Source organism: Shewanella bicestrii (assembly GCF_002216875.1).
Taxonomy (GTDB): Bacteria; Pseudomonadota; Gammaproteobacteria; order Enterobacterales; family Shewanellaceae; genus Shewanella; species Shewanella seohaensis.
Genome location: NZ_CP022358.1, coordinates 2,071,794 through 2,096,058, shown reverse-complemented (window position 1 = coordinate 2,096,058; position 24,265 = coordinate 2,071,794). Strand labels below are relative to the sequence as shown.

20 protein-coding genes and 2 tRNA genes are annotated in these 24,265 nt (G+C 47.5%); 9 read left to right on the top strand and 13 right to left on the bottom strand.

Annotated elements, in window-relative coordinates:
- Window positions 1-209: 209 nt before the first annotated feature.
- Together CF168_RS09210 and CF168_RS09205 are read left to right on the top strand one after the other, a co-directional pair.
- Window positions 210-650 (top strand): MGMT family protein, encoded by a 441-nt coding sequence (locus tag CF168_RS09210; protein ID WP_167373698.1) that lies wholly within the window; start codon window positions 210-212, stop codon window positions 648-650.
- Between the two features lie 129 nt (window positions 651-779).
- Window positions 780-1,592: a DUF3108 domain-containing protein gene (locus tag CF168_RS09205; RefSeq protein WP_089067670.1), complete on the top strand. Its 813-nt coding sequence runs from the start codon at window positions 780-782 to the stop codon at window positions 1,590-1,592.
- Window positions 1,593-1,751: 159 nt separating this feature from the next.
- Here the strand turns inward: CF168_RS09205 and CF168_RS09200 are convergent, their stop codons facing one another.
- The gene (locus CF168_RS09200; protein WP_089067669.1) at window positions 1,752-2,531 is read right to left on the bottom strand and encodes a class II glutamine amidotransferase; all 780 of its coding nucleotides are present in this window, start codon (window positions 2,529-2,531) and stop codon (window positions 1,752-1,754) included.
- Between the two features lie 243 nt (window positions 2,532-2,774).
- Between CF168_RS09200 and fadE the strand changes: the two genes are divergently transcribed.
- The gene (gene fadE, locus CF168_RS09195) at window positions 2,775-5,222 is read left to right on the top strand and encodes an acyl-CoA dehydrogenase FadE (RefSeq protein ID WP_089067668.1); all 2,448 of its coding nucleotides are present in this window, start codon (window positions 2,775-2,777) and stop codon (window positions 5,220-5,222) included.
- Between the two features lie 138 nt (window positions 5,223-5,360).
- On the opposite strand, the gene CF168_RS09190 is transcribed toward fadE, so the two are convergent.
- The 5 genes from CF168_RS09190 to dnaQ all read right to left on the bottom strand — a co-directional run bounded on the left by CF168_RS09190 (window position 5,361) and on the right by dnaQ (window position 10,350).
- Window positions 5,361-7,373, bottom strand: coding sequence for a cation:proton antiporter (locus CF168_RS09190; protein WP_086904125.1), 2,013 nt, complete (start codon window positions 7,371-7,373; stop codon window positions 5,361-5,363).
- Window positions 7,374-7,659: 286 nt separating this feature from the next.
- Window positions 7,660-7,736 (bottom strand) — tRNA-Asp (locus CF168_RS09185).
- A gap of 56 nt (window positions 7,737-7,792) precedes the next feature.
- Window positions 7,793-7,869, bottom strand: a tRNA-Asp gene (locus CF168_RS09180).
- A 167-nt stretch (window positions 7,870-8,036) separates the two neighbouring features.
- On the bottom strand, window positions 8,037-9,611 hold the full coding sequence (locus tag CF168_RS09175; protein ID WP_089067667.1) for a TIGR03503 family protein: 1,575 nt from the start codon (window positions 9,609-9,611) through the stop codon (window positions 8,037-8,039).
- Window positions 9,612-9,621: 10 nt separating this feature from the next.
- The gene (gene dnaQ, locus CF168_RS09170; protein ID WP_011717296.1) at window positions 9,622-10,350 is read right to left on the bottom strand and encodes a DNA polymerase III subunit epsilon; all 729 of its coding nucleotides are present in this window, start codon (window positions 10,348-10,350) and stop codon (window positions 9,622-9,624) included.
- Window positions 10,351-10,420: 70 nt separating this feature from the next.
- Here dnaQ and rnhA point away from each other — a divergent pair, with 70 nt between their 5' ends.
- Window positions 10,421-10,897 carry a ribonuclease HI gene (gene rnhA, locus CF168_RS09165; protein ID WP_089067666.1) on the top strand — a complete coding sequence of 159 codons (477 nt, stop codon included), beginning with the start codon at window positions 10,421-10,423 and terminating at the stop codon, window positions 10,895-10,897.
- Between the two features lie 48 nt (window positions 10,898-10,945).
- Here rnhA and CF168_RS09160 read toward each other — a convergent pair whose 3' ends face one another.
- Both CF168_RS09160 and CF168_RS09155 read right to left on the bottom strand, forming a co-directional pair.
- Window positions 10,946-11,845: a LysR substrate-binding domain-containing protein gene (locus CF168_RS09160; protein WP_089067665.1), complete on the bottom strand. Its 900-nt coding sequence runs from the start codon at window positions 11,843-11,845 to the stop codon at window positions 10,946-10,948.
- 23 nt (window positions 11,846-11,868) lie between these two features.
- Complete coding sequence (locus CF168_RS09155) at window positions 11,869-12,603, bottom strand: class I SAM-dependent methyltransferase (RefSeq protein WP_088211290.1); 735 nt, start codon at window positions 12,601-12,603, stop codon at window positions 11,869-11,871.
- Window positions 12,604-12,786: 183 nt separating this feature from the next.
- Here CF168_RS09155 and gloB point away from each other — a divergent pair, with 183 nt between their 5' ends.
- Together gloB and CF168_RS09145 are read left to right on the top strand one after the other, a co-directional pair.
- Window positions 12,787-13,590, top strand: coding sequence for a hydroxyacylglutathione hydrolase (gene gloB / locus CF168_RS09150; RefSeq protein WP_089068942.1), 804 nt, complete (start codon window positions 12,787-12,789; stop codon window positions 13,588-13,590).
- Window positions 13,591-13,842: 252 nt separating this feature from the next.
- A complete protein-coding gene (locus CF168_RS09145; protein WP_089067664.1) occupies window positions 13,843-15,390 on the top strand; it encodes a lytic transglycosylase in 1,548 nt (515 codons plus the stop codon).
- A 249-nt stretch (window positions 15,391-15,639) separates the two neighbouring features.
- Here CF168_RS09145 and CF168_RS09140 read toward each other — a convergent pair whose 3' ends face one another.
- Genes CF168_RS09140 through CF168_RS09130 form a run of 3 tightly spaced genes read right to left on the bottom strand, consistent with a single transcriptional unit; the run spans window position 15,640 to window position 18,659 of the window.
- The gene (locus CF168_RS09140; RefSeq protein WP_089067663.1) at window positions 15,640-16,299 is read right to left on the bottom strand and encodes a BsuPI-related putative proteinase inhibitor; all 660 of its coding nucleotides are present in this window, start codon (window positions 16,297-16,299) and stop codon (window positions 15,640-15,642) included.
- A gap of 2 nt (window positions 16,300-16,301) precedes the next feature.
- Window positions 16,302-18,122 carry an AsmA family protein gene (locus tag CF168_RS09135; RefSeq protein WP_089067662.1) on the bottom strand — a complete coding sequence of 607 codons (1,821 nt, stop codon included), beginning with the start codon at window positions 18,120-18,122 and terminating at the stop codon, window positions 16,302-16,304.
- A 42-nt stretch (window positions 18,123-18,164) separates the two neighbouring features.
- Complete coding sequence (locus tag CF168_RS09130; protein ID WP_089067661.1) at window positions 18,165-18,659, bottom strand: putative 4-hydroxy-4-methyl-2-oxoglutarate aldolase; 495 nt, start codon at window positions 18,657-18,659, stop codon at window positions 18,165-18,167.
- A 219-nt stretch (window positions 18,660-18,878) separates the two neighbouring features.
- Here CF168_RS09130 and CF168_RS09125 point away from each other — a divergent pair, with 219 nt between their 5' ends.
- Window positions 18,879-19,199: a hypothetical protein gene (locus CF168_RS09125; RefSeq protein ID WP_086904120.1), complete on the top strand. Its 321-nt coding sequence runs from the start codon at window positions 18,879-18,881 to the stop codon at window positions 19,197-19,199.
- Between the two features lie 201 nt (window positions 19,200-19,400).
- Here the strand turns inward: CF168_RS09125 and CF168_RS09120 are convergent, their stop codons facing one another.
- Window positions 19,401-21,191, bottom strand: a complete 1,791-nt coding sequence (locus CF168_RS09120; RefSeq protein WP_089067660.1) for a DUF885 domain-containing protein — start codon at window positions 21,189-21,191, stop codon at window positions 19,401-19,403.
- Window positions 21,192-21,502: 311 nt separating this feature from the next.
- On the opposite strand from CF168_RS09120, the gene CF168_RS09115 reads away from it, so the two are divergent.
- A complete protein-coding gene (locus CF168_RS09115; protein ID WP_089067659.1) occupies window positions 21,503-22,978 on the top strand; it encodes a DEAD/DEAH box helicase in 1,476 nt (491 codons plus the stop codon).
- 45 nt (window positions 22,979-23,023) lie between these two features.
- Complete coding sequence (locus CF168_RS09110) at window positions 23,024-23,524, top strand: peptidylprolyl isomerase (protein ID WP_086904117.1); 501 nt, start codon at window positions 23,024-23,026, stop codon at window positions 23,522-23,524.
- Window positions 23,525-23,775: 251 nt separating this feature from the next.
- On the opposite strand, the gene CF168_RS09105 is transcribed toward CF168_RS09110, so the two are convergent.
- The gene (locus CF168_RS09105) at window positions 23,776-24,216 is read right to left on the bottom strand and encodes a YcgN family cysteine cluster protein (protein WP_089067658.1); all 441 of its coding nucleotides are present in this window, start codon (window positions 24,214-24,216) and stop codon (window positions 23,776-23,778) included.
- Window positions 24,217-24,265 lie beyond the last annotated feature (49 nt).

Below are 24,265 nucleotides of genomic sequence, written 5' to 3'. Positions count from 1 at the left end.
CCTGTTTCATCTCTTAGTGAGTCAAAAAATTTGGCGCTATTATGAACTATTCCTGTGTTTTCTCAATATTCAAAACTAAATAGTTTAATAAAAATCATTACAATCGATTTTTTAGATTTAAATTGCAGCAGTATCAGCCGTCCTCTGTTTCACTTAGGCGGAAATTAACGCTACACTGGCTCACCTCATTCATGGTTTTATTTGGCATCATCATGCGGTTTGCAAAAGATAAATCCCCACTTTATCGCTACTTAGAGCAAGATAAGGCCATTACGCCAGACGAAACGAACAGCACACTAGAGACACAAAACACCCTCTCGCCGATGGCGAAGATTTGGCATATTGTCGCGATGATCCCGCCTGGCAAAGTCAGCAGTTATGGCAAAGTGGCCGATTTTGCCGGTTTACCCGGTCGTGCCCGCTATGTGTCGAAGGCGCTCAAATCGGCCCCCGAACATTTGTCACTTCCTTGGCATAGAGTACTCAACAGCCAAGGTAAAATTTCCTTCGAAAAGCATTCAGTCTCCTTTCAGGAACAGATGGAATTATTGCGTATTGAAGGCGTTACAGTGAACTGTGGCAAAGTAGACTTGTCTGAGTTTGAGTGGCAACCGGATATGGCAACCTTAGTGATGTCAATCCCCTTCTAGTTTAATATATTGATCTATAAACTGTTTACACCCGATATGGCCTCAGCTATAAACAATTAAGCTTGGCAGTTCAGCCAATGGGATAAGCGGTGTTAGCCGCAATCTGTTTGCGATATAAAGGAGCATTACTTGCGCACAATTCCAACGTTATTCGTGAGTCTCGCACTCACCCACAGCGTATTTGCGATGGCGGCGCCAACGCCTTTAACGCCTCAAACTGCTGAATATCAAGTTAATTATGGTGATATTGAGTTGGGTAAGGCCAAGTATCAACTGCCCGCCATGGAGGATGGGATCTACAAATATCGCTTCGACAGCGATCTTAGCCTGTTATTACTGACCGATGTGCGCCATGTGCTGAGTGAGTTTGCTCAGGATGGCAATCAATTATTACCCCTGCGCTATTTGCATGAGCGCCAAGGTGTCGGCCCGAATTTTATCGAGCAAACCGCCTTTGCCAAGGCGCAAGGGATGATCCATACCCGTTATAAGGATGAAAAAGGTAAATTCCCCTTCGAAGGCGATATTTTCGATCCGCTAATGGTGCAGCTGCAGTTTCGTCTCGATATCAGCGCTGGTAAAGAAGTGCTTGATTATAAGATGGTAAAATCCAACGAGATCGATGAATACAAGTTCCATGTGATTGGTAAGGAACGGATGACAATTGAAAGCGGCAGCTACGATACGGTCAAAATTGAGGTAGTGCGTGACAATCATAAACGCCAAACTTTCTTTTGGATGGTGCCGGATTTAGCCTACCTGCCCGTTCGTCTAACGCACTTTGAAAAAGGCAGCAAACAGCTGGATATCAAACTGCTGAATTATCATTTCGACGATGTGCCAGTTGAAGTCGTGCCCGCAGCCGTTGAAGCCGCTGCCATTGAAACCGAAGTTCCAACGGAGCAGAAAGTGCCTAAACTCCTCGGCACAGGCGCGAATTAAGCCAGATACTCTGTTATCGCTGGTGTAAGACGGATTGAGTGCTGTTGCTAAGATGCCGTAACAGCGCCGCACAAAACATAAAAGGCCAAACGTGAGTGACTCCATTTGGCCTTTTTGTTTCTGATTTAATGCCGTCAAAGTAGAATGGCAACGCCCCAATTACAAATCGATAAGCAGCTCACCTAAGCGGAACAACTTCCAATTGCCAGGCTGCATCACTTGCCAGTCCTCGTTTTCAGTGAGCGGCCGAGTGGCGATGACAGTCACTACATCGTGTGGTGTGGTTTCTTTATCAAAATCAATCACAACATCGGTATCAATTAATTTTGCCTTGCCAAACGGTGCCCTGCAGGTGATATAACACAGATTATTACTGCAATAGCTCATCAAGTATTCGCCATCGCTGAGGATCATATTAAATACCCCAAGGACGCGGATTTGTTCAGCAAGCGTAGCCACAAATCGAAACACCGCTTGCATGTCCTCTGGGCGACGGTCACCAAACTTGGCCGCGACTTGCTCCAGTATCCAGCAAAAAGCCAGCTCGCTGTCGGTATCGCCGACACTCTGATAACGGGACACCTGAAACTTCGCCTGATAGTCGCTTAACTGACCATTATGGGCATAGGTCCAATAACGGCCCCACAACTCACGGGTAAAAGGATGAGTATTTTCAAGGGAAACACAGCCGCGATTGGCCTGACGAATATGGCTTATCACCACCTCGCTTTTAATCGGATAGGATTTGATTAATTTTGCAATGTGCGACTCGCTACTTGGGCAGGCATCTTTAAACGTACGGCTGCCACGGCCTTCATAGAAAGTGATCCCCCAACCGTCGACATGGGGCCCAGTGACGCCACCACGCTGTGCTAATCCCGTAAAACTAAACACAATATCGGTCGGCACATTGGCGCTCATCGCCAGTAACTCACACATATTTCTCGCCTTTCTCAATCCAAATATCCACGGTTTTGCATTGTAACTAGTTGATGACATTTGTGGAATGATCAAAGGTGACAAAAAATTTAAACAATTGTTTGAAAAATACTTGTATTAAAACTGCCTTAGGTTTAACTTTTATGCGACACAGGTCAGACCACAAACTATAATTGTGATCGCAATCAACAAAACTCGTTATGACCTGTGATTGGCACTCGGTCATACTTAAGGAGAAATACAGTGACTACCCTACTTTGGATCATCGCCATGATCTTAGTGCTAGGAGCCCTAGCTTACCTTCGGGTATCTTTGCTCACTGCCACTATTGCAGCCGCTGTTGTGATGACAGCCGGATGGACACTCGATGTTGTTGGCCCTATCTCTTGGATTATCTTCCTCGTGATCGCGCTGCCCCTCAATATCAGTGCATTTAGACAAAATGTTATCAGTCGCCCACTGATGAAGATGTACCGTGGCATCATGCCCGAAATGTCTTCTACCGAAAAAGAAGCGATTGAAGCTGGTACCACTTGGTGGGAAGCCGATCTGTTTGCGGGTAACCCAAACTGGAAAAAACTCCACAATTACCCTGTCGCTCGTTTAAGTGCCGATGAGCAAGCCTTCTTAGACGGTCCAGTTGAAGAAGTATGCCGCATGGTGAACCAACACCAAGTATCACATCAACTGGCTGATTTGCCTGCTGAAGTATGGCAATACCTGAAAGATCACGGCTTCTTCGCCATGATCATCAAGAAAAAATACGGCGGTTTAGAGTACTCAGCCTACGCCCAATCACGCGTGCTGCAAAAGCTTGCGGGTTTAAGCAGCGAGCTGGCATCCACTGTAGGTGTACCTAACTCCTTAGGCCCTGGCGAACTGTTACAACACTATGGTACGCCTGAGCAGCAAAACCATTACCTGCCACGTTTAGCCAAAGGTTTGGAAGTCCCTTGTTTCGCATTAACTAGCCCTGAGGCTGGTAGCGACGCGGGTTCTATCCCTGACTTTGGTATCGTGTGTAAAGGTCAATGGGAAGGCGAAGAAGTCTTAGGTATGCGCTTAACCTGGAACAAGCGTTATATCACCCTAGCGCCAGTTGCGACTGTATTAGGTCTGGCGTTTAAACTGCGTGACCCTGAACACCTATTAGGCGACAAAGAAGAACTGGGCATTACCTGCGCGCTGATCCCAACTGATGTTGAAGGCGTTGAAACAGGCCGTCGTCACTTCCCGCTGAACTGTATGTTCCAAAACGGTCCAACTCGCGGTAAAGACGTATTCGTACCATTAAGCTTTATCATTGGTGGTCCGAAAATGGCTGGCCAAGGCTGGCGTATGCTGGTTGAGTGTTTGTCTGTTGGCCGTGGTATCACGCTGCCATCAAACTCTGCCGGTGGCGTAAAAACTGCCGCTCTGGCAACGGGTGCCTATGCGCGTATTCGTCGTCAATTCAAACTGCCGATTGGTAAGTTAGAAGGGATTGAAGAGCCAATGGCACGCATCGGTGGTAACGCCTACCTGATGGATGCAGTGACCTCATTAACCACCACTGGTATCGACTTAGGTGAAAAACCTTCGGTTATCTCGGCTATCGTGAAATATCACCTGACCGATCGTATGCAGAAATGTGTTATCGACGCCATGGATATCCACGGTGGTAAAGGTGTGTGTTTAGGCCCTAACAACTACTTAGGTCGTGGCTATCAAGCGGCTCCGATTGCGATTACTGTTGAAGGTGCAAACATCCTGACACGTTCGATGATCATCTATGGTCAAGGTGCAATCCGTTGTCATCCTTATGTATTGGCCGAAATGGAGTCAGCGTTTGACACAGAGTCTGGCCAAGGCTTAGCCAACTTCGATGCAGCCATCTTCGGTCACATTGGTTTTGCGACCAGTAACTTTGTCCGTAGCTTCTGGTTAGGTCTGACATCAAGCCGTTTCTCTAACGCGCCATACTCAGATAAAACCAAGCGTTATTATCAACATATGAACCGTTTCAGTGCCAACTTAGCCCTGCTGTCAGACTTAGCCATGGCAACCTTAGGCGGTAACTTAAAACGTAAAGAGCGTATTTCTGCCCGCTTAGGCGATCTGTTAAGCCAGTTATACCTCGCTTCTGCGACCTTAAAACGTTACCAAGATGAAGGCCGTCAAACCGATGATCTGCCACTGGTACAATGGGCGGTTGAAGATGCACTGTACAAGTTACAGGCTTCATTAGACGATTTACTGGATAACTTCCCTATGGGTCTAGGCGGCGTATTACGCGCCATCATGTTCCCATTCGGCCGTCCACTGAAACGTCCAAGCGATGTGTTAGACCATAAAGTGGCTAAGATCATGCAAACCCCTTGTGAAAGCCGTGATCGTTTAGGTAAAGGCCAGTTCTGGACTAACTCTGAGCACAATGCTGTGGGCATCCAAGAGCAAACGCTGAAGGATATTCTGGCTGCCGAACCTTTATTCGATAAAGTCTGTAAGGCCTGTGGCAAGCGTTTACCTTTCATGTGGTTAGATAAAGTCGCCGCTGAAGGTAAAGCCTTAGGTGTATTGAGCGACAGCGAAGTACAACTGTTGGAACGTGCCGAAATCGGCCGAATGAAGTCAATCAATGTGGATGACTTTGACCCAGCAGAGCTACGCCCTGAAGTCGTCGCAACGACGTCACAGGAACGCGCCGCTTAATCGCTAAGCTGTACTGCTAAGCCCATTTTAATAAACAAAAAGGCACTACATAGTAGTGCCTTTTTTATTTTCGCCTAGCTTAACAGGCTTATCTCTTCGCAAATACCAAGCTCACCTTAGCTAACCTTAGCCTTGCCATTATCCCTTCGCCAACGTTTCATCCGCGGTGTTGATGTTATCTTGTGCTTCAACCTCAGATTGCGATGGCTCTTCGGCCTTGATTTTCGCTTGCTGCTCAAGTTGTTGGCGCTCTGCTTCAGCTTCCTCCTCGGCCTTGGCTTTCGCAAGGGCTGCTTCTTCCGCCGCTTTGGCCTGTGCAGCTATCGCCTCTTGCTCGGCAATCGCCTGTTGGATTTTCGCTTCTTCAAGCGCTTCAACGGGCAGCAAACTGATTAACTCTATGCCATTGGGGAATAGGGTGTCATTGCCTGACACTATCACGACTTTGCCCTCTTTGGTCAGATACACTAACGGCAATGCCGTTTCGCCATAACGTTTGCGGAAATGCTCGAAGGTGAAGTTTTCAGTTAAGTTAGTGACTTTAAGCTGCGCCCCTTTCGCCATTTGACTGGCAATTTTGGCGTAGGACACCGCATCACCAAACAAACATAATCGCTGTTTGTAAGTCTCAGATAATTGATGGCGCGCGCTACCCTGCTCGGCATTATTAAGGCCAAAGACCTTTTTAGAACCTAACACATCTTGAAAATAAAAGGTCACCAGCGGGTTTAACTGCTTATAAGGCGACATGATCAGCACTCGGCCAATCCCAGTTAAATCCATATAGGTTTCTGCATGTTCCGAGGCGGGATTACCAAAATAGACCGGAATATTATCCATCCGCGCGAGACGAATGTTATCCCAGTTGCTGTCGGCCAGCAGCACTTTGACATCTTTGCTTTTTAAGATTTTTGCCAGTTCGCGGGAAAACTTCGAGGCTCCGAAAATTAATAATCCTTGCGCCGAACCCGACGTCACTCCAAGGTATTTCGCCCAGCGGCCCGCGGTTAAACTTTGGATAACGACAGTGCCGATAATGATTAAAAATACTAAGGGTACGATGGCATCGGCGCCCTGCACATTGGTAGCTTCTAACTTAATGGCGAATAAGGAAGATACGGCCGCCGCCACAATCCCCCGCGGGGCAATCCAACATAGAAACCACTTATCGGCTCTTGAGAGTGACGTCCCAATGCCTGACACCCAAATACTGAGCGGCCGAGCAATCAGCATGGTCACGGCGAGCACTCCTACGCCGCCCCAGCCTAAATCCATCATGGCACTCGAATCGAGTCTTGCGGCTAACAGGATAAATAAGGCAGAAATCAACAGCACTGTCAGTGTTTCTTTAAATTCAAGGATTTCAGCAATATCCACACCGCGCATATTCGCTAGCCAAATCCCCATCACAGTCACTGTGAGTAATCCAGACTCTTCCTGCAGTAGGTTGGAGCCGACAAAAATCCCCAGCATAAGGGTTAATACTGCGGTATTACGTAAATAATGCGGCAATAAATTGCGGCGGATCACTTGGCCAATGAGGTAACCTGACGCCGCGCCTAAGCCTAAGCCAAGCGTGAGCATGGAGCCTAGTGCATAGAGCACATGGCTAGTGGGGTCACCGGATACCGTAATGTATTCAAATACTAATACAGCAAGTAGCGCACCAATGGGGTCAATCACAATCCCTTCCCAGCGTAAAATACTCGCCAGTTGCGACTTAGGCCGTACGCTGCGCAGCATAGGGACAATCACGGTTGGCCCCGTGACCACCACGAGGGCGCCAAATAACAATGCGACCTCCCAGCTAAAATTGAGCAAATAAAAGGTCGCGACACTGATACAGCCCCAGGTGATCACCATGCCGATGCTCACTAAGTGAGTCACCATGCGGCCATGGTCTTTAATCTCTTTAAAATTGAGGGTCAATGCCCCCTCAAACAGGATCACGGCGACACCGAGTGAAATGATAGGAAACAATAAATCCCCAAAGATTTCATCGGGATTGAGTACCCCAAATGCTGGGCCTAACATCAAACCACAGAGTAATAACGGTAAAATTGCAGGTAACCTAAGCTTCCAACCAACCCATTGACAAAATAACGAAAGCACCCCGATAAGTGCTAACATCCCAGTGATTTTTTCAACCATATAACTTCCTTTAGTTGGCATGGAGTGGTCTTTATTAACCCAACCTAACACGCTTTTTTCATACAGAAAAATGAACTATTGGTGATAACAATAGCAGCAAAAAATGCAGTCCTGTAACTCGAATATGTCGATTGACAGCGAATATTCAGCTTTCAGTAGAAATAAAGGGATAAAAAGAAACAATACCTTAGGCATTAGGTAAAGGTATTAAGCAGAAATACAGAGGCAAATACTCTGAAAAGATAGATAGAAAAAAGCCTCATCTTTCGATGAGGCTTATTCTATTTGGCGGAGCGGACGGGACTCGAACCCGCGACCCCCGGCGTGACAGGCCGGTATTCTAACCAACTGAACTACCGCTCCAAACTTTTATTATACCGCTACTAGGGCAATATAATGTTAACTTTCAACAACTTGACTGGCGGAGCGGACGGGACTCGAACCCGCGACCCCCGGCGTGACAGGCCGGTATTCTAACCAACTGAACTACCGCTCCACTCAAGTTGCGGTGAATAATACGGTTGAGCGTTCGAAGCGTCAACCGTTTTTTTCACTCATTTGCATCGTTTAGTTAAAATTTCGCCAAACCAAACAAAACCCCATGATAAATGAACAAAATATCTTCAAACTGGCGTCTAAAACGCCTGACTGTTGGCCGTTGATTTAGCGGCGATGATCCGGCTCATCTGGCATGGTCAAATCAATTTCATCGAGAGATGGTGCTTCTGGCTTACTCTGCCCTGCCTCATCTAACATCCGTTGCTCTGCAGCGGCCAGTGCCTGCGCGAGACTTTGACGCTTACGCCAGACTATCAGCCCCACAACCCCAAGCAGTAGTAACACAGCATTGATGGTAATGATCCAAAACAGCGCATCCTGTTTTGCCACGGCTTCTTCTTCAGCGGCCTTTTGCGCTGCAACGGCGGCTAACTCCTCGGCACTCGGCGGCGGCTCGGGTGGCTGCACTAAGTTAAAGAAGAGTTCTGGCAAATCGAGCAGGATTTCACGGCCTGTGAGTGTGGTGGTCGCCACAGTGCCTTTAATTCGATAACTGCCAAACTCAGTCACAGGCGGTATCGGCAGTTCAGTGTCGCTCTCTTTAAGCCCATGAACGACGAGGGGAAGTTGCAAACCAGCTGGTCCAACAAGCTCGAATGAAAAATGGGTTTCAGCCAATTGCAGCACACTGCTATCGGCGTGCAACATTATTTTCCATCGCCCCGTTAACGGATCATCTGGGGTGATCACTTCGGCATTCACTGGCCGTGGCGATAAGGTAAAGGGAAAAGAAACCTGTCGTTCAAACACATTATTACGGGCTTGGACCACAAAGTCGTACTCGCCCCAAGGCTGTTTTAGATTGATATCGCTGGTAAACATGCCATCGTCGGGTCTTTCATCGAACTTTTCACCATTATCTTTGTAAGAGCCGACGATAATGTCACCGGCGGCAAAGTTCTCATCCCCAGCGCGATGTTTACTCACAAAATGCGCGGTCCACTCGACAAGATAATCGAGCCCCGGCATGCGCACCCGCTCCGCATCCCCCATCAATTGAGCAACCACTTTGGTTTCTTCACCTTGGAATAACGGCTGTGGCAGTTGCTGTACTTCAATCTCAAGCTTAGAGACTCGCTTGAGTTGCGATCCCGGTACTACCTTACCCACCAGCTGCCAAGGGCCAGGCTGAGGCGACTCGATATATATAATGTCGCCAGTAATGCCATCGACCCATTTAACCGTTTCAGGGTGACGGTTGGCGTACCACTTGCTGCCGTCGGGCAATACGATGACCACTGGCGCAGAGCCGTACTCCCGCTGGATCAACAGCGTCATGCTGCTGACCATATGATCCACCCGAAAGCGATTTTTAAGCTCAGAGGCAGTATCGACGGGCACCACTTTTCGAGTAGCAGGCTTGGTCGGCTTGGCTTGAGTGGCTTGGCTCGGCTTAGCATCAACTGGCTTTTCGGCGCTCGCTTTCACGTCAGCGGGTTTATCTGTACTCGTTTTAGCCTCAGTGACTTTTGGCTCACTAACCTTAGACGCACTGACTTGAGCATCATTGGTTTTTGCAGCACTGGGCTGCGCCTCTTGGGCCTTTGACGCTATATTGGCGGGCGGCTGAGCGGTATTAACGGCAGGTTCGGCATCGGCCGCCAGCAAAGAGGTGCTCAAGCAGAGACCGCCGAGCACTAACGTGGTATTTCGTAGGGATTTTCGCAGCGACATCGTCATAGGCAATAAATTATCCTCTCCAGAGGCATTTTCCTGATTTTGCGACTAAATCAAGACGCTTTTCATGCATAACGAGTTCATCGGCCGATGCGCTGATCACTTTAAGATTAAGTGATGCGGGATCAAAGCGTTGTATGCCCCCTGCCTCTTGGCCGACCTCATCGTTGGAGAGATTGAACTTGGTCTGTCCGCCTGTCATCGCCAAATACACATCGGCTAAGATCTCGGCGTCGAGTAATGCCCCGTGGTACAGGCGGCGGGAGTTATCGATACCGTAGCGCTTACACAGGGCGTCTAAGTTGTTCTTTTGGCCGGGATGCAAAAATTTTGCAATATCGAGAGAGTCTAAGATCTCACAGATTTCACTGGTCTTTGGCCCTAATGGCTGCAACAGCGAAAATTCATGGTCCATAAAGCTCACGTCGAAGTTTGCGTTATGGGCCACAATTTCGGCGCCACTGATAAAATCGATAAACTCTTGCGCTATCTGATGGAATCTAGGCTCATTGGCGACACGCTCATCGGTAATGCCGTGAACCGCAATCGCTTCTGGGTCAATCGCTTGGCCGGGATTGATATATTGATGGAAATAACGGCCCGTTAAACGGCGGTTGATCACCTCAACACAGCCTATCTCAATAATTCTGTGGCCTAAATACACTGCACCACTGCCTTGGTTCATACCCGTGGTTTCAGTATCCAAAATAACCTGACGGCTTGCGTTTGAGATAATATTCATACTTTTATGCGCTTCTTATGACATTTTTTGGTTATACTCGGCCGGTATTTACGCTGCGGATAACCATTTGATGACTGAACTAAAACTGATCCACATCTTCACCGATGGCTCTTGCTTAGGCAACCCTGGCCCCGGTGGCTATGGCATTGTAATGAATTATAAGGGCCATACAAAGGAGATGTCCGATGGTTTTGCCCTGACGACCAATAATCGCATGGAATTATTAGCCCCCATCGTCGCCCTCGAGGCGTTAAAAGAGCCTTGCAAAGTCATTTTAACCAGCGATAGCCAATATATGCGCCAAGGGATCACCACCTGGATCCATGGTTGGAAGAAAAAAGGCTGGATGACCTCGAATCGTACACCGGTGAAAAATGTTGACTTCTGGAAACGGTTAGACAAAGCCGCCCAGCTCCATCAAATTGATTGGCGTTGGGTTAAAGGCCACGCCGGACACGCCGAAAACGAGCGCTGCGATCAACTCGCCCGCGCCGCCGCTGAAGCAAACCCTACCCAAGTCGATGAAGGCTATCAGGCAGAGTCCTAATACCTGTAGCCACTTCGGCGCTCATTTCGGCGCTTAATGTTGCGCCGATCACTCCCGAGATAAATGGAAAAAATTACCGCAAAACTGCACAAAGGCCAGACCTAATGACGTGGCTTGGCGACTCTTGTGGGTAATGCGGTAAAATTGTCGCTCCAGCACTAGGCCTTCGATGGTGACCAGGGCCAGCTCTTTTCGGCTGATGTCTTTATCCAGAGCCAGTTCCGAGAGCACGCCCAGTCCTGCGCCTTGTTTAACCGCAAGCTTAATGGCATCGGGCGTGGTAAAACAAAATTTTGCCTCGGGCTGCATGCCTAATTCATTGGCTGCATTGACAAAATATTCACGCGTGCCAGAGCCTTCTTCCCTTAATACCCAAGATTGGCCTTTGACCGCTGCGGGTTTAACCGTCTGCCCCGCGAGGGGATGCGCCGGATGACAAAAGACTAATAGTCTGTCCTTATGCCAAGGCTCAATACTCAAGCGGTTATCGGTGCAATGTCCTTCGATAAACCCCATTTCGGCGCGAAATTGCGCGACCGATTGGATCACTTCTTGGGTATTGGTAATGGCCACATCCACATGGGTTTGCGTATGTTGCTGACAAAAGGCCACCGCCGCTTTTGCTAACAAATAGTTACCAATTGTGGAACTGGCGCTCACACTTAAATGCCCGACTAAATCGCCGTCTTGGCGCGTGAACGCTTGCTCGATTTGCTCGACTCGATGTAACAAGTCCGTCGCCAGTGGCAGTAACAAATTCCCTTGGGAGTTGAGCTGTAATCGATTGCCAATCCGCTCAAATAAACGGGCGTTGAGCTGCTTTTCTAATTCAGCCAAGGCCATGGAGGTCGCAGGCGGCGACAGATTAACTTGCTCCGCCGCTTTTGCCACTTGTCCACTGCGTGCAACGGCTTCAAATACCGCAAGTTGCCTTAGGGTTATTCGCATAACAGACTCATTAATGAATGAAATTACTTGGTATGTTCGGATAAATGCCCGGTTCGACCTGCGCTCGGGGCCGTGGTCCAATTTGGCTGTAACACTTTACGTTTGTCGCGGATGGGCGTTAATGGCGACTCTAATTTACGCGCCACAATCAAATATAAGCTGCCCGCACTGGGTAGCCATGAGGCCAAGGTTTGCTGCATAAAACGGCCGTCATTAAACTCACCAATTAACGGGTGGTAGACTAAACGCTCATCGCTAACCACTTGATAGCCCAATAGTCCTAACCAATCTCGTACTCGAGAGGGCATGAAAAAACGCCCACACCAGGGTAGATTGTCCTGATATTTTGGCCATAACTTACCGAGAAACACTGGGCTTAAGGGATTAAAACCCACGATAAATAAGTATCCGCCGGCGATCAGCACTCTGTCAGTTTCCCGCAGGATACGGTAGGGATCGGCTTCAAATTCGAGCAACAGACTCATCAGCACCGCATCGATCACCCCATTCTGTAGGGGTAAATGGCAAAAATCGCCAATTAACGAGGCATTAGGTTCTGAGCACAGAGAGAAATGGTGCGCAACGGGGGATGCCATACTCGAGAGATCGGCGCTTAAGGGGCCGAGTTTGAGTAAGTGGTAGCCAAACACCCTTGGCCACCAATCGGCAAGCTTATCGGCAACGGCTTGTTGGAGTGCAGGACCATTGGGCAAATCGTCCCATTGTTCGGGTTTGCGCATAGCACTGTTATACGACACAAGTCTCCTCCCTTCCCGTTACCCTTTACTTAATGGTGGATGCAATCACCCATTTTGGTCTTTGCCGCCTTAGCGTTGTCTTTAGCGTATGTCATGAGCAATTATCATGCACTGTCGCCAAGTGAGCCCCTCTTATGGATAATAACCTTATCTTCAAAACGAAATACAGCGATCGGCGGTGCTATGCTCACTATATCAGCGATTAATGCCTTTAATGACAATTATATCTGGGTGTTGCGACAAGACTCCCAGCAAGCCGTATATGTGGTTGACCCGGGCGATGCCAATGTCGTGCTCGACTACTTGCGCGCCCAGCAACTCTCACTAGCGGGTATTTTGATCACCCATCACCATAGGGATCACACGGGTGGGATCCCCGCCCTCGCGGCCCATGTTAAGCAGACCACAGGCCATGACTTAGCCGTTTATGGTCCACAAACTGAAGATATTCACGGCATCAATCAGCCAATTGACTCAACGCTGAGTGATACACTCGTCCTGCCTTTTATTGATTCGCCCGTACGTATCCTGTCCGCCCCCGGGCATACGGCTGGGCATATCGCCTATCTGGTTGATGACGCACTATTTTGCGGTGATACACTCTTTAGCGCAGGCTGCGGCCGCTTATTTGAGGGCACGCCAAGCCAAATGTGGCAATCCTTAAGCCAGCTCGCGGCGCTGCCCGATAAAACCTTAGTGTATTGCGCCCATGAGTACACCCTCGCCAACCTAAAATTTGCCCAAACGGTCGATGCGGATAATGAAGCGCTCAAGGCCTATGTGGAGCTAGCAAAAAACCTTCGAGCGCAAGGCAAAGCCACTATTCCCTCCACGATCGGATTAGAGCGAGCCATTAATCCCTTCCTTAGACCGTTGGCGCCCACCATAGTCAACAGCATAAAAAATCAGTTTTGTGATCAAGATCTGACTAAAGCAGATGAACTGACCTGTTTTACCCTACTCAGGCAGTGGAAAGATATTTTTTAGTAAAAAACGATCTATTTATGGCTGAAATTTATACAGTTTTTTCCATTTTTGATGATGTAAATCAAAAGTGACCCTACAAGATGTACGATAATTTAGGGACAAGATCAAAAAGATCCCATAGAATGGCTCGTTTTTGCGTGAATACTTTGCGCTCTGTGTTGCCACTATTTACATAATAATCAATTCTTTAGCTCATTGTAGCTAGATGAGATTGTGCGGTGGCAATGCACTAACAGAGGACTATCGTTTTCCATGAGAGTATCACTTTATGTTGTAGTAGGGGGATTTGCCCTACTCACAGGTTGTCAGACTTTAGACAACCATCAGGTGACCAAACCTGAAGCTGAAACCGTCACAACCGAAAATACCGTCCCACAGTATTATCTCGCAACCGAACCCGAGTCGGCGCAAATAACTGATGTGTGGGAGCGAATTCGTCAAGGAATGCAACTCCCCGTTCCTGACAAAAAATTAGTTAATTATTATCGCGATTGGTACATCAAGAACCCTAAACACCTCGAAGTGATTTCTGAGCGTGCGGCGCCTTACATGTATTTGATCGTCGAAGAGCTTGAAAAGCGCCATCTCCCCATTGAGATCGCGCTGCTGCCGATTATCGAAAGCGCCTTCGATCCCAGTGCGTCCTCTGCCAGTGCCGCCTCAGGGCTTTGGCAATTTACAACCCCAATGGCCAGCCATTTTGGGTTAGAGATGAACTGGTGGTACGACGGCCGTCGCGATGTGCCCGCCTCCACGGTGGCCGCGTTGGACATGCTCGAATACCTGTACGACAAAACTAATAATAACTGGCTTTATGCGATTGCAGCCTATAACTCGGGCGAGTCTCGCGTCCTCAATGCGATTAAACGCAATGAAGATAAAGGCCTTAAAACCGACTTTTGGTCACTGGATCTGCCAAAAGAGACAGAGCGTTATGTGCCACAATTGTTGGCCCTCGCCGAAGTGATTAAACATGCCGACGAGTACGGCATTACGCTAGCGCCAATTGAAAACAGCCCTTCTATTGAAGTTGTTGATATCGATAGCCAAATTGACTTGGCCATGGCGGCTGGGCTCGCCAATATGACGACCCATGAGCTATTAAAACTCAATCCTGGATACAACCGCTGGGCCACTGCACCGACGGGGCCCCATACGCTGGTATTACCGATTGATAAGTCAGAAGAGTTTAAAAAAGCACTGGCCGAAACCGAGAGTGAAGCCCGTGTGAGTTGGCTCAGATACACTATTAAATCCGGTGATAGTATCGGCGCCATTGCCAAGAAACACCATACCACAGTCAATGCGATCCGTGCGGCTAATGGTATGAAAAGTAACAATATCGTTGCGGGTAGACACCTGATTATTCCGGTCTCTGCCGACGATAAACAGCTGTATGCGATGTCAACCAGCCAGAAGTTACCTAAAAAAGCGGCAACTTCGACCTCTGGTAATAAGTTGACTTACCAAGTGAAATCCGGCGATACCCTGTGGCAAATCGCACAAAATCATAAGGTATCGGTGAAACAGCTCACCGCTTGGAACCATTTAAGCAAAGACAGTAAATTGCAGATGGGCCAAAAACTGACCATCGTTGCGCCGCCCACCCAAGCGGAAGTGGAGCAAATTCGTACCGTCAGCTACAAGGTGAAATCAGGCGATTCCTTAGCGCGTATTGCTAGCAAATTTAAAGTGACGGTTGCCGAGCTGCTCGAGTGGAACAGCTTAACCTCATCGCAATACATTCAACCCGGTCAAGTGTTAAAGCTGGTTGTGGATGAAAGCAATTTAAATGCCTAATGCTGAGTTTGAAAACGGCTTAGATATTGAGTTAAGTCCGACGAATCGGCGAAAGAGCCACAAGCATTAACACTTAAGCCATTTGTAATAATGGCAAACAAAAAGGCAGTAACCCTTGGTTACTGCCTTTTTTATTCGCAAGGATCCAGACTTAATAGCCTCGAGTCTTGTCCTTGTTGCCCGCTGTCTTTCAATCTGCAATGTAAAATACACTGCAGTTTACAAGAATGGCGCAATCTTTAGCTCGCATTACTCAAGGGTTAGCAAGTACACGACGGGCGCCATTGCTGGCAATTCGCTTTCCAGCGCCTTAGCGGCAAATTGCGCCTCAAGATGTGCTCCTTCATTTGGGATCCCTGCCAAGGCTTTTGGCGGGATCGCAAACCTGACCACCAGCTCCTCACCTGCGGCTAACTGAGTATCACGCAGGGCTTGAGTAAACATCATATCGTCAGACCAAGCCCAAAGACGCTTTCCTTGCACTGTGGTCAGTAGCAAATCGGCAGTCATGCCCGAGTGATAACGCAGTGCTACCGCCTGAGTCGAGGGATTGCGAACCGTTAATGTCGCCTTAAGGGGTTGTTTAAAATCCACAAAAGCATCGAGGGAAAGCGTACCGGTGAGCAAAGCCTGAGACGGTTTGTTCGATACCTGTTCCACTTTTAAGCTGGATTTTGCTTCAATTCCCTGTAGTTTCGCCGCTAAATCGGCGGTCTGTACCACTTCAGGTTGTTTAGCCGCCTCGGTACGAATATCGGTTTTTGGCGCATTAGTCTGGGCTTGCGGGGCAAAGCAGCCAAACAGCTGCCCCGCCACCAATGCCATCCCAAGCGGGCGCGTAATACGCGTTAATGCCTGCTTAGGTTGAAGCTTGCTACCAGACACTTGCTGAGCGGTGTGTTTTCCCATGCCTAAAAACCACCGAGTTTTTTCAGTAGGGAGTCCTTTAATTTATCCTTGGCTTTATCCGTTTCTTCCTTCAACTGATTGTTCAGCAGTGCTTGGGTATCTAAAGCATATTCAGGTTTTTGGAAGGTGCCGGTGATCGCAAGTGGAATATCAATGCCAGCCAAGGCATTTTTCTCGCTACCGCCCTGACCTTTGAGGGAGTTCACTAAGGTCGTGGTCAATCGGTAATCCAAGCCTTCGGTCAACAGGTTTGCACTGCCCTTACCCGCCACCCGTAATAGCGGTGATGACATGGCAAGATCAGGATTTGTCGCCACACCGTTCTCTAGGCTGAAGTTACCCGTCAGGCTCGAGAAGTCGGTTTTACGCTCTTCTTTGGTGTCGGCGGACATATCCCCCTTTAACTTGGCCTGAGCGCTACGGATCATTTGCGGAATATTCACCCCGTAAAGGGCACCGTCGGTAATATCAAAACGGCCATTAGCAAGTAGGTTTTTCTTCAACTGCTCTGGAATTAAACTCTTACCTTTACCCTTAACATTGAAATTGGCTGTACCGGCCAGAATTTCCAGCTCGGCGGCATCTTTTAGTAATGGACGGATCTGAACACCCGAGATTTGCTTATCAAATTGGTAACTGGCAACTTTTGAGCGGGCATCAACCTGGGCATTGAGCATCAACTTACCTTGGTAAAGATCCGCAGTCAGTTGCTTAAGATCAACCACACCATTCTTAATGCCTAAATCCATCAACCAGTTTTGCGTTGATAAGTTCGCCACCTTGATGGATTTGACCGCTAATGTCAGTTTGGCATCTAAGCCATTGAGCGCGGTCAGGTCGGGCTCTACCGCCTGAGCCTGTGAAGGCGTGGCAGCAGCTTGCTTTTCCGCCGTATCAGATTTTGGCAATAAGGCATCGAGGTCAATGTCACCCAGTTGGAAATCCGCGTTAATTTGCGGCACTTTACCGCCGTAATTCACCGCCAACTTACCCGCTGCATTGATATCCATCGCCGTTAATTTACTGATGTCTGCCGACAACTGCTTTTTATCTAATGCGATTTGGCTGTTTAGGCTAACCTCAGCAGTCAGTTTTTTATTGGGGATCCCCTCGCCTTCAACTTGAGTCTCAATATCCAGCTTCTCAATCACCAGTTGATTAAAATCATGGCTTAACTTGATTTGTCCTTCGCCTTTGCTGCTCACTGTCATATCCGGCAGGGTCGCGGCAAATTCGTAGGCCATAGGCGCAAATTTATCGAGTGAAAATGCCCCCAGCGTGAATTGCTTCAAGGTTAAGGTTTGAGTTTGTCCCTTGGCTTCATCAATCAAATTGATTTCGGTATTGGTAATCGAAACGCCGCCCACATCAATGCTCGTTAATTGTGCTTTGGCGCTTGGCTCGGCAGGCGTTGTTGGTTTTTCAGCGCCCTTGCCCGTTAAACCATCGAGGCTCGAACTGCCATTTTTACGGGTGACCAGATTGATTTTTGCACCATCAAGGCTTAGCTGCGCAATTTCAATTTGCTTGCTAAACAGTGGCATAAGCTCGACTTCTGCCACAGCCTTATTCACTTCAAGCATAGATTTGGGTGTAAATCCCTCGGGATTAGAGAGTGAAATCCCCCCAAGATTAATCCCAACCGTCGGGAAAAATGTCCACGACAAATCATCACCGATGACAAGCTCACGCCCTGTCTGCTTTTTAACGGCGTTGACAATTTCTGGTTTAAAATCATTAGGGTCGAAAAATACGGTGAGATATAAGGTGACTGCAACCACTAAGGTCACCAGAAGAGCTAAAAGCCACTTAATGAATTTCATAGAAACATCCTTATCAATAACATCTTGAATTTTTGATAACACTTAACTTAGAAAGGCAAAGTTTAATGGCGCCTCGCTCACGGCAATGCCATTCTCATCGGCATAAAGCATCATGCCGGGTTTTACTGTCACAGTGCCAAACTCAATCGGCACATCGATTTGACCTTGGTTTAATTTTTCGGTCTTGATGGGCATAGCCCCTAAGGCATAGACGCCAAGATTAAAAGTAGAAAGCCTTGCCACATCACGGACATAGCCATTAATCACCACACCTTGCCAACCGTTATCGAGGGCACTTTGCGCGATCAAATCTCCTAATAACGCCCGCCGGGGTGAGCCGCCACCATCAACGACCAATACTTTTCCATGACCGGGCTGGGCCAGCACTTCTTTCACTTTGGAGTTATCTTCAAAACATTTGACCGTTACAACTTCACCCCAAAACAAACGCTTACCACCAAAACTGCGAAATTCGAGCGGTAACAGCGACAGTTTTGTAGGGTAGTGATCGAACAAATCAGGCAATAGATCAAGCATTTGGATCTCCGCGAAGTGAAAAGTTTAGACTAACCATTATTGTAGACCCCTACAAGCCCAATGCGAAACTCGACTTTTTAATGAGGTTTACACTTTAAATAGTTTATGAGCATTGGCATAAACATGATAATCTGCGATAGTTAACCTCCTATGACACCCGCTTGGGTACGTTAATTCATTATTTAGCTTCTCAACTTCTTGTAATAAAGTGAATACCAAATGACAACAGATCTTGATTTGCAAAGCGCTATTGCCGCGCTCGATGAATATGGATATGAGAAAAAAGCCTCAACGGATCTTGAGCAAGCCCGTAATAAACAACAAATGGGGAAATATATCAAATCCCTAGACTACAGTTTACGTCGATTATTGATATTGCAAGAAACTGTTAACGAATTAGTAGAAGAAAAGAAACATCAGCTCGCACAACAAGAAAACATTCAAACCTATAAAACCAAAATCATTAACCTCTCTCGCGAATTAAACCTTTCCTACGAAGAAGTTTTAGCCATCATGGCAGAGTCTAGCACTAAGAAATAACCCTCTTCGATAATCAGCACTTCTTACCCTTTGTCTACGAACATCTCGATTCAATACGGAATAACAGGATTTTTGCTTGAGTGATTTCGGCGGTCTTAAGCGTCATTAGACATCATTCATGATTAATGCCTGATGTTAGCGACTGTCGTTTAAAGAACAGATATAAGGCGCTCAGTTAGCGCCTTATATCTGGGTGATGGATTACTGCTCTAACATTAATTGGCGGATATATTTCACCGGCGCGCTACCATAACTTAAAAACTTCTCATGGAATGCTTTTAGGTCAAAATCCTTGCCTTTGAGCTGCTTATATTCCTCGCGGAAATCGTAAATTTCACGGTAACCCGAGTAGTAACTGGTCAGCTGTACTTGGCTTAGGGTGGCACGGCGCCATTTACCTTCCGCCTCAGCACGTTGCTGGAACGCTTCATCCATCATCAGACTAATGGCTTGATCTTCAGTCATGCCTTTAACATGAATGCTGTAGTCTAAGATGGTGTTACAGATAACACGTAAATTCCACTTGTAATACATCAACCACATTTCAGGCTCGAAATTACCATAACCTTCTTCAAGCATCATGCGTTCGGTATAAACAGCCCAACCTTCGACCATAGCGCCATTACCAAATAAGCTTTTCACTAAGCTTGGTGACTCATTGGAATAAACTAATTGGGTGTAGTGTCCAGGAATCGCCTCATGGATATTTAAAATCTGTAATATCCAGTGGTTATATTCGCGTAAATAGCTTTCTGCGGATTCATCACTCATTCCATCGAGTGGCGTCACGTTATAATAGGTATTGCCTAATTTATCATAGGGGCCAGGCGCACTAATCGAAGCTCCCGCATAACCCCGCATATACTCAGGGGTTTCACGCACGACTAATGGTTTTTTAGGATCTAAGGTCACTAAGTCTTTTTGATTTACAAATTCAATCAACTCAGGAATTTGTTTACGTACTTCGCTCACAAAGTCATCACGCTTAACGTGCTCTGTCGATAATTTATCAATCAATTGGCGAATCGCGATTTTATTGTCGGCAGGTTTTGGCGTAGTGAAATATTTTGGCCACAGCTTGTCGGTGATCTTCGCCATTTCACCTTGCACTCTTTCTTTATCTGCCATGGCTTTTTGATAGAGCTGTTTTGCTGTCATACCCGCTTGGATATCAAAGGCAAACTTTTGCTCGTATAATTCTTCACCAATTCTAAAACTGCGGGCACCGTCTTTTTTCAGTTGGCTAACCTGTGCATTTAACCAAGTAATATGTTCGTTAATCGCTTTCGTTGCCGTGTCGAAACGGGATTTAAACAGCGATTTTTCCGCATCTGACAGACCAGAATCCGCCACTTGCTTCAATAAATCATCGGAGAAGACCGAAAACGCACCTTGGTTTTGCATCACAGCCAATTCAGTGTGTTCTAGGGTTGGCTGCTGAATATTGCTGCGCGCCGCGGCGTAATAAGCAGGGATATTTTCCATTCTGGCCAATACGGAACGTAATCTGTCATCCAGTGGCGCAAAGTTTTCATTGATGATTTGTGCAAAACCGCCCGCCACGTTATAGCTCGAGGGATCCCATTGCCAAGATTTAAAGTCGGTGATTTCCCACGCCATGCTGTTTAGCAGGTTATCAATTAAGTGATAATCGATGGTTTCGTTAGAGCTCAGAGACTTAAGTTCAAACTGTTTCAGCTTTGCCTGCTGGGCTTTTACAAAGGCAAGTGTCTTAACACGGCTGGCTTCATTGGGGATTTCTAAATAGCCATCATTAACGTGTTTGCCGCTGTAGAGCGCCCAGGTTGGCGCTAATTGCCACAAATCATCGATAAAGGTCTGGCTAAATTGTGCAAAGGCGCTGGTCTTCACATCAGCACCGACCACGCTTGATTTGGCGGTATCGGCTGACGCTTGAGTTGATTGCGATTGGCAACCCGCAAGGCCTGTGAGCGATAACAAGATCGCAAGAGAGATGGCGGTTTTCTTCATTCTTTTTCGTCCTTTTTATATTTATGCGTTAATTCCAGTGCCTCGAGGCGACCGTAAGCGTCTAAAACTTAACTCATCAGACGCCAATAAAAGGACTTAAGTTAATCATATCAGCCGCCTAATTGCAGCTGTGTTGCAAGCGAATACATGCCCAGTTACAAATTTGTAAGCCCGAGTGCCAATAGCGCTCAACTATCAACCTGCGTGAGATAATCCCCTATTTCACTATCGCTACTGCTATAATAGCGACCTGCTTCGCTGTTCGCCTCAGGCCTACAGTTTGCCAATAAATCATTTAGTTGAGACTCTCAATGCCATTCTCCCAACTTGGATTACACAGCGCGCTTGTCAAAGCGGTGACTGAACTGGGTTACACAAACCCCACACCGATACAGACAAAGGCCATACCCAGCATTTTAGCGGGCAAGAATGTGCTTGCCGCGGCACAAACGGGCACAGGTAAAACCGCCAGTTTTGTACTGCCGCTGCTACACCGATTCGCCGATGCCCCCAAGATCCGCCCTAAGCGAGTGCGGGCCATCATACTCACCCCCACACGTGAGTTAGCGCTTCAGGTCGAAGAAAATATCAACCAATACGCCAAGTATTTACCTTTAACGGCCATGGCGATGTACGGTGGTGTCGACGCCGCACCTCAAAAGAAACGGCTGATTGAAGGCGTCGATTTACTGGTGGCCACGCCTGGGCGTTTGCTCGACATGTATACCCAAAGGGCTATTCGTTTCGATGAAGTCTCAGTATTGGTGCTCGACGAAGCCGACCGCATGCTCGATATGGGCTTTATCGAAGACATTAATAGCATCATCGAAAAGCTGCCCGAGCAAAGACAAAATCTCTTATTTTCAGCCACCTTATCGAAACAAGTTAAGGCGCTGGCGAAATCCGCTATTCCGGACGCCATCGAAATTGAAATCAGCCGTAAGAGCGCGGCGTCGACTCATATTGACCAATGGTTGACCACGGTCGATAAAGATAAAAAGTCAGCGTTGCTGAGTCATTTGATCCAAGAAAATAACTGGTCACAGGCATTAATTTTTATCCAAACCAAACACGGCGCAGCCAAATTGGTTAGCCAGTTAGAAAAGCGTGGCATTGTTGCGGAGGCTTTTCACAGTGGTCGTAGCCAAGCGGTGCGTGAGCAACTGCTTATCGATTTTAAAGCGGGGAAAGTCTCCTTTTTAGTCGCCACAGGCGTGGCCTCACGTGGCATTGATATCGATGCCTTAGCGCGGGTGATTAACTACGACTTACCCGATGAAGCCGACGACTATATTCACCGCATTGGCCGTACCGGACGTGCGGGTAATCAAGGTGAAGCGATTTCCTTTGTCTCTAAGGATGATTTCAGAAACCTATGCGCCATCGAGCGTCGCTTAGGTCATGTTATCGTACGCAGGGAGATAGCAGGCTTTGAGCCGAAAAAAGTCGTGCCGATTTCTATACTCGATTTTGTGCCTAAATCGGCATCGACAACAGAGCGTAAATCCCATAAATCCGCCGACACAAGTGCTCAACCCCGCCCCTATTCGAGTGGCAAGCCGGGCACCTTTGAGGCGACACAAGCCAAGAAGCATCGCAGTGCCAAAGCGACTCCTGCGCCTAAGGCCCCAAAGACAGGGACTGATAGTCGCTCAGGTACTCACTCAAGTGCTTACTCAGATAGCCGCCTTGCGAACCCAGTACAAGGTAATCCATGGCAAAACAGCATCAAGTCGCAGGGCGATAGCGAACCCCAGGCAAATCCTTGGCACAAAAGTACTAAGTGAATTAGCAGCTTATTAACGAATTAACTCAAAATAGCAGAAGCAAATATGACGATTATTTTTACAACCAACCTCGGTGATATCAGTATCGAACTCGATATGGAGCGCGCGCCCGTTACCGCCAAAAACTTTATCCGCTACTGCCAAGAAGGTTTTTATGAGCACACGATTTTCCATCGAGTGATCAAAGGCTTTATGATCCAAGGCGGTGGTTTTACCGCCAAAATGAAGGAAAAGCCCACCCACGAGCCGATTGTCAACGAAGCCAACAAAGGCCTATCGAATGTGTTTGGCACTATCGCTATGGCCCGTACCGATGCACCGCACTCGGCGACCGCGCAGTTTTTTATTAATACGGCCAACAATGAGTTCCTCGACCACACGGCAACCACCAACAACGGTTGGGGTTATGCGGTATTTGGTAAAGTCACCGCGGGACTCGAGGTCGTGCTGCAAATTGAAGGCGTAAAAACCACCCGTGTTGCAGGCCATGAAGACGTGCCCCGTGAGCCGATTATTATCGAAAAAGTAACTATTGTTGAAAAATAGTGATTATCGTTGAACGTTGAAAAATAGTAATTATCCTTGAATAAGTACTTTATCTAATCGAGGAATAGTGTGGTGTTACTTAGCTGTGACCAGCAATAACAGCGCCATTCCTCGATAGATAACGCTTTGGTTTTAAAGCCTAGAGAGAAAAAAGGAGCACTCAACCCAATGGTTAGTTGCTCCTTTTTGTTTATTAACGTCTGACTGTTTATTAACGTCAGTTATTAGAGACAAAAGCTGCTGTAATAGCGTTAATCTAGATCTTTCAGCGGCCACAGCACGATATGATCTTCAATATCTTTAACCCTGCGCTCATCCACCACTTTGCCTTGAATCGACATACCCGCAAGGTGCATGGCCTCTTTAGACCCCGTAAGTAATGGATGCCAGCTTGGCAATTCTCGACCGACTGCTAAACGACGATAGGCACAGCTATCGGGTAACCACGTCAGTTCATGGACGTTTTGCGGTGTGATCACAGTACATTGGGGAACATGGCTAAAACGGTCACTATAATGCTTGCAGCTGGCACTTTGATGATCGAGCAGTAGGCAAGCTGCATTGGTGTAATACAACTCCTCAGTTTCATCATCGATCAACTTGTTTAAACAACACTTACCACAACCATCGCAGAGGGACTCCCACTCCTGCGATGTCAACTCGGTTAACGCTTTATTCTGCCAAAATGCCATGTTTACGCTTATCTTCATAATAAAAAACCCGCTTAATGCGGGCCATTTT

Excerpts from the sequence above, each read along its gene's own strand:
- CF168_RS09200 (WP_089067669.1), bottom strand. The coding sequence starts at position 2,531 with ATGTGTGAGTTACTGGCGATGAGCGCCAATGTGCCGACCGATATTGTG.
- CF168_RS09190 (WP_086904125.1), bottom strand. The coding sequence starts at position 7,373 with ATGGTTGAAAAAATCACTGGGATGTTAGCACTTATCGGGGTGCTTTCG.
- CF168_RS09175 (WP_089067667.1), bottom strand. The coding sequence starts at position 9,611 with ATGACGATGTCGCTGCGAAAATCCCTACGAAATACCACGTTAGTGCTC.
- dnaQ (WP_011717296.1), bottom strand. The coding sequence starts at position 10,350 with ATGAATATTATCTCAAACGCAAGCCGTCAGGTTATTTTGGATACTGAA.
- rnhA (WP_089067666.1), top strand. The coding sequence starts at position 10,421 with ATGACTGAACTAAAACTGATCCACATCTTCACCGATGGCTCTTGCTTA.
- CF168_RS09160 (WP_089067665.1), bottom strand. The coding sequence starts at position 11,845 with ATGCGAATAACCCTAAGGCAACTTGCGGTATTTGAAGCCGTTGCACGC.
- gloB (WP_089068942.1), top strand. The coding sequence starts at position 12,787 with ATGCTCACTATATCAGCGATTAATGCCTTTAATGACAATTATATCTGG.
- CF168_RS09145 (WP_089067664.1), top strand. The coding sequence starts at position 13,843 with ATGAGAGTATCACTTTATGTTGTAGTAGGGGGATTTGCCCTACTCACA.
- CF168_RS09140 (WP_089067663.1), bottom strand. The coding sequence starts at position 16,299 with ATGGGAAAACACACCGCTCAGCAAGTGTCTGGTAGCAAGCTTCAACCT.
- CF168_RS09135 (WP_089067662.1), bottom strand. The coding sequence starts at position 18,122 with ATGAAATTCATTAAGTGGCTTTTAGCTCTTCTGGTGACCTTAGTGGTT.
- CF168_RS09130 (WP_089067661.1), bottom strand. The coding sequence starts at position 18,659 with ATGCTTGATCTATTGCCTGATTTGTTCGATCACTACCCTACAAAACTG.
- CF168_RS09125 (WP_086904120.1), top strand. The coding sequence starts at position 18,879 with ATGACAACAGATCTTGATTTGCAAAGCGCTATTGCCGCGCTCGATGAA.
- CF168_RS09120 (WP_089067660.1), bottom strand. The coding sequence starts at position 21,191 with ATGAAGAAAACCGCCATCTCTCTTGCGATCTTGTTATCGCTCACAGGC.
- CF168_RS09115 (WP_089067659.1), top strand. The coding sequence starts at position 21,503 with ATGCCATTCTCCCAACTTGGATTACACAGCGCGCTTGTCAAAGCGGTG.
- CF168_RS09110 (WP_086904117.1), top strand. The coding sequence starts at position 23,024 with ATGACGATTATTTTTACAACCAACCTCGGTGATATCAGTATCGAACTC.
- CF168_RS09105 (WP_089067658.1), bottom strand. The coding sequence starts at position 24,216 with ATGGCATTTTGGCAGAATAAAGCGTTAACCGAGTTGACATCGCAGGAG.